Source organism: Robinsoniella sp. RHS, from assembly GCF_001029355.1.
In the GTDB taxonomy this organism is placed as follows: domain Bacteria; phylum Bacillota; class Clostridia; order Lachnospirales; family Lachnospiraceae; genus Robinsoniella; species Robinsoniella peoriensis.
Genome location: NZ_JNGB01000196.1, coordinates 1 through 4,340, shown reverse-complemented (window position 1 = coordinate 4,340; position 4,340 = coordinate 1). Strand labels below are relative to the sequence as shown.

The following is a 4,340-nucleotide window of genomic DNA, read 5'->3' as shown; positions in this document are numbered from 1 at the left end:
ATAAAGAACATCCATCTACACCCAGGGAATCTATCATGCTGAGAACGAGTAACATAAAGCAACTGAACTTATCACAGTGATTTGTTTCTTCATTCCAGAAAAAGTAGCAAACTTTCATCTCCTTTTACGCTTAAATAGCCGAAACATACTACGCTACATCCAATAAAGAACAGCCTGCCACAGCCCAGGGGTCCGACCATGCTGAGAAATTCAGCTTTGTGGCGGTAACATGAATCTCGGAAAGATGGGAGTGGGAAACTTGTATGGACGGAGGAAGCGTAGAGCAGAGCTGAGTATTTACTTACCTTTCCGGAGTGTTTTTTTGCGGATAGTATTCGACTGGCTCCCATCGGATACTAAGCGGGTACTGAACCGAGAAATGCATCAGGATTTCTCGGTGAATACCCGCGTGCCGCCAAAAAGCGCTTCGGAAAGGTTAGAAAATACCAGTTCTGCGGCCAGCTGACGGAGTCCATACAAGTTTCCCACTCCCATCTTTCCGTTGCACTATCTCCATCTACAAAGCGTCCCCTTAATCAGCGAAACCCCAATTTAAGATGAAATTGTTCAATCTACACCGTGTATAAAATTTTAAGCTTAAGATCTACTAAATGTAGAAATAAAATAATTGCAAAATGCTATATATTGTGCTAGTATCATTATAGTAATGATAACTAATACTAAATAATGAATGCGGAAGGTTACTGAATATGGAGATTTTGAAAAGGAATGGGCAGTCGGAAGATTATACCCTGGATAAAATAAAGAATGTAATCAGACTTGCTTTTTTAAGTGTGAATCAGGAGTGCACGGATAAAATTTTGGAGAAGATAGCGGCGTCTGTTGAAGTGAAAGTTATGGAGCTGGTAGAAAAAGGGGTACCTCTTCAGGTAGAGATGATTCAGGACCAGATTGAGATTACATTGACAGAAATGAATTATTACGGTGCACTGAAAAGCTTTATACTGTATCGGAATGAACGCAGCCGGGAACGGGCAGCAAGGCAGAGCATTATGACATATTTTATGGAATTTCAGGCACTGGATTCTGTGCTGAAGGATGTTCAGAAATCCTACATGGATCTGCCGTACAGTCTGGAACATCTTCTGGCTAAATTTCTGGCATTTCAGAAACCAGATATGCGCTTGAAAGAGAAACTGGCAATGCTGACGAAAGCGGCAGTAGAACTTACCACACAGGAAGCTCCCAAGTGGGAGTTTATTGCTGCGCGCCTGTTGATGCTGCAGTTTCAAAAGAAACTTACCGTACAGATGGAAGAATACAATCTGAATAGTTTTTATGAAAAGATTGTTTATCTGACAAGGGAAGATCTATATGGAAGTTATATATTAGAACACTATAGTAAAGAAGAAATAGATTTATTTGAAACATATTTAGTGGATGAACGCAATCAGCTCTTTACCTATTCCGGATTAGAGCTTTTGCTAAACCGTTATGTGATCCGAAGCCGCTCCAATGCTCCGCTGGAGACACCGCAGGAAATGTTTCTGGGAATTGCCATGCACCTTGGAATGCAGGAGAAGACAGGGCGAAGTGATTGGGTGAAACGGTTTTATGATATGCTGAGTACGCTGCAGGTTACCATGGCAACTCCAACCATATCTAATGCCAGAAAGCCTTATCATCAGCTTTCTTCCTGCTTTATTGACACGGTTCCGGACAGCCTGGAAGGAATTTACCGAAGTATAGACAATTTTGCCCAGGTCAGTAAATTTGGCGGCGGCATGGGACTGTATTTTGGAAAAGTCAGAGCAGCAGGGAGCACAATACGGGGATTTAAAGGGGCGGCAGGGGGCGTCATCCGCTGGATTAAGCTTGCAAATGATACGGCAGTAGCAGTAGACCAGCTAGGAGTCCGTCAGGGTGCAGTTGCAGTTTATCTGGATGCATGGCACAAAGACCTGCCTGAGTTCCTGAACCTAAGAACAAATAATGGGGATGACCGCATGAAAGCCCATGATGTATTTCCGGCAGTCTGCTATCCGGATTTATTTTGGAAAAAGGCAAAAGAGGATATCGAAGGGGACTGGTACCTGATGTGCCCTCACGAAATACTTACCGTTAAAGGGTATTCACTGGAAGACAGTTTTGGAGATGAATGGGAAAGAAAATACCAATCCTGTGTGGAAGACTACCGGATTCATAAAAGGGTAATTCCCATGAAAGAACTGATCCGCCTCATTATTAAAAGTGCGGTAGAGACAGGAACGCCTTTTACTTTTAACAGAGATCAGGTAAATGATAAGAATCCCAACAAACATAAAGGCATGATCTATTGCAGTAATCTCTGCACGGAAATCGCCCAGAACATGAGCCCCGTAGAGCAGGTAGAAGAGCGGGTTGAAGTCATAGATGGTGAAACGGTAGTTGTCTCCGTAACGAAACCGGGGGATTACGTAGTATGTAATCTGGCAAGTCTGTCTCTGGGGAATATAGAAGTTACCGATAAGATTGCTTTAGAGGAGATTGTGGAAAGTGCAGTCCGCGCCCTGGATAATGTTATCGATCTTAATTTTTATCCGGTCCCCTATGCGAAGATCAACAATCAGCGTTACCGTGCTATCGGACTGGGAGTCAGCGGATATCACCATATGCTGGCGAAAAACGGAATCGGCTGGGAGACGGAAACTCATCTGGATTTTGTAGATAAGGTATTTGAAAATATTAATTTTGCTGCAATTAAGGCAAGCGGAAAAATAGCAGAAGAAAAAGGTGCCTATCCTTATTTTAAAGGGAGTGACTGGGATAACGGATCCTATTTTGCTAAGCGCGGCTATTCGGATGAGCGGTGGATGGAACTCAAAGATAGTATTAGTAAGCAGGGAATACGAAACGGATATCTTATGGCTGTGGCACCCACCAGCAGCACCAGTATCATTGCAGGGACAACTGCAGGCGTGGATCCCATTATGAACCGGTATTTTTTAGAAGAGAAAAAGAGCGGGCTTATGCCAAGAGTTGCTCCGGATTTATCTTATGAAACATTCTGGCTCTATAAAAATGCACACTATATTAATCAGGAATGGTCAGTGAGGGCAGCCGGTATCCGGCAGCGGCATATTGACCAGGCACAGAGTGTAAACCTGTATATTACAAATGACTACACGTTTCGACAGGTATTGAACCTCTATATTTCAGCCTGGGAAAATGAGGTAAAGACACTTTATTATATACGCTCCAAAAGCCTGGAGGTAGAAGAATGTGAAGTATGTTCCAGTTAAGGAGGAGTTTGCAGCATGGAAAAATTAAGAAAAAAGCCGTTATTTAATCCCGAAGGAGATATTGACGTAAGAAACCGGAGGATGATTAACGGAAATACAACCAATTTGAATGATTTTAATAATATGAAATATGGATGGGTCAGTGACTGGTACCGTCAGGCGATGAATAATTTTTGGGTACCGGAGGAAATTAATCTGACCGTAGATGTGAAAGATTATCCGGGTCTGCCAGCCAAGGAACGCCGTGCCTATGATAAAATACTGTCCTTTCTGGTATTCCTGGACAGTATACAGACAGCGAACCTGCCTGCAATTGCAGAATATATTACGGCAAATGAGGTAAATCTGTGCCTATCCATACAGGCATTTCAGGAAGCGGTACACAGCCAGAGTTACAGCTATATGCTGGATACCATTTGCGAACCCCAGAAAAGGAATGAGGTGCTATACCAGTGGAAAAACGATGCTTACCTTCTGGAAAGAAACACCTTTATCGGGGAGCTTTATAACGAATTCCAGAAGAAAAAAGATTCCGATACATTCTTAAAGACGGTAGTAGCCAATTATATCTTAGAAGGCGTGTATTTCTACAGTGGATTTATGTTTTTCTATAATTTAGGAAGAAATCATAAGATGCCCGGTTCTGCACAGGAAATCCGTTACATTAACCGGGATGAAAATACACATCTGTGGTTGTTTCGGAACATAATTCTGGAGTTAAAAAAAGAAGAGCCGGGATTGTTCACTAATGAAAAAGTAGATGTGTACCGTGAGATGATCCGGGAAGGCTGCGAACAGGAAATCCGCTGGGGACATTACGTGATCGGAGATGCAATACCAGGACTTACCAAAGAAATGATCACGGATTATATTAAATATCTCGGGAATCTGCGCTGTACCAATCTTGGTTTTAAAAAGCTGTATGAAGGACATGATGAAGAGCCTGCAAGTATGTCCTGGGTGAGCCAGTACAGCAATGCAAATCTGATAAAGACAGATTTCTTTGAGGCCAGAAGCACAGCCTATGCCAAAAGTACAGCACTTGTGGACGACCTTTAGTATACTATCCAGAGCGTGTCAGGACCGGATTGGGAGCAT

The 4,340-nt window shown here is 42.7% G+C and carries 2 protein-coding genes; both read left to right on the top strand.

Annotated elements, in window-relative coordinates:
• Positions 1-710: 710 nt before the first annotated feature.
• Entirely contained in the window at positions 711-3,242 is a 2,532-nt protein-coding gene (locus RHS_RS28155; RefSeq protein ID WP_047835059.1) for a ribonucleoside-diphosphate reductase subunit alpha, read from the top strand.
• A 15-nt stretch (positions 3,243-3,257) separates the two neighbouring features.
• A complete protein-coding gene (locus RHS_RS28150) occupies positions 3,258-4,301 on the top strand; it encodes a ribonucleotide-diphosphate reductase subunit beta (RefSeq protein ID WP_027293025.1) in 1,044 nt (347 codons plus the stop codon).
• Positions 4,302-4,340: the final 39 nt, after the last annotated feature.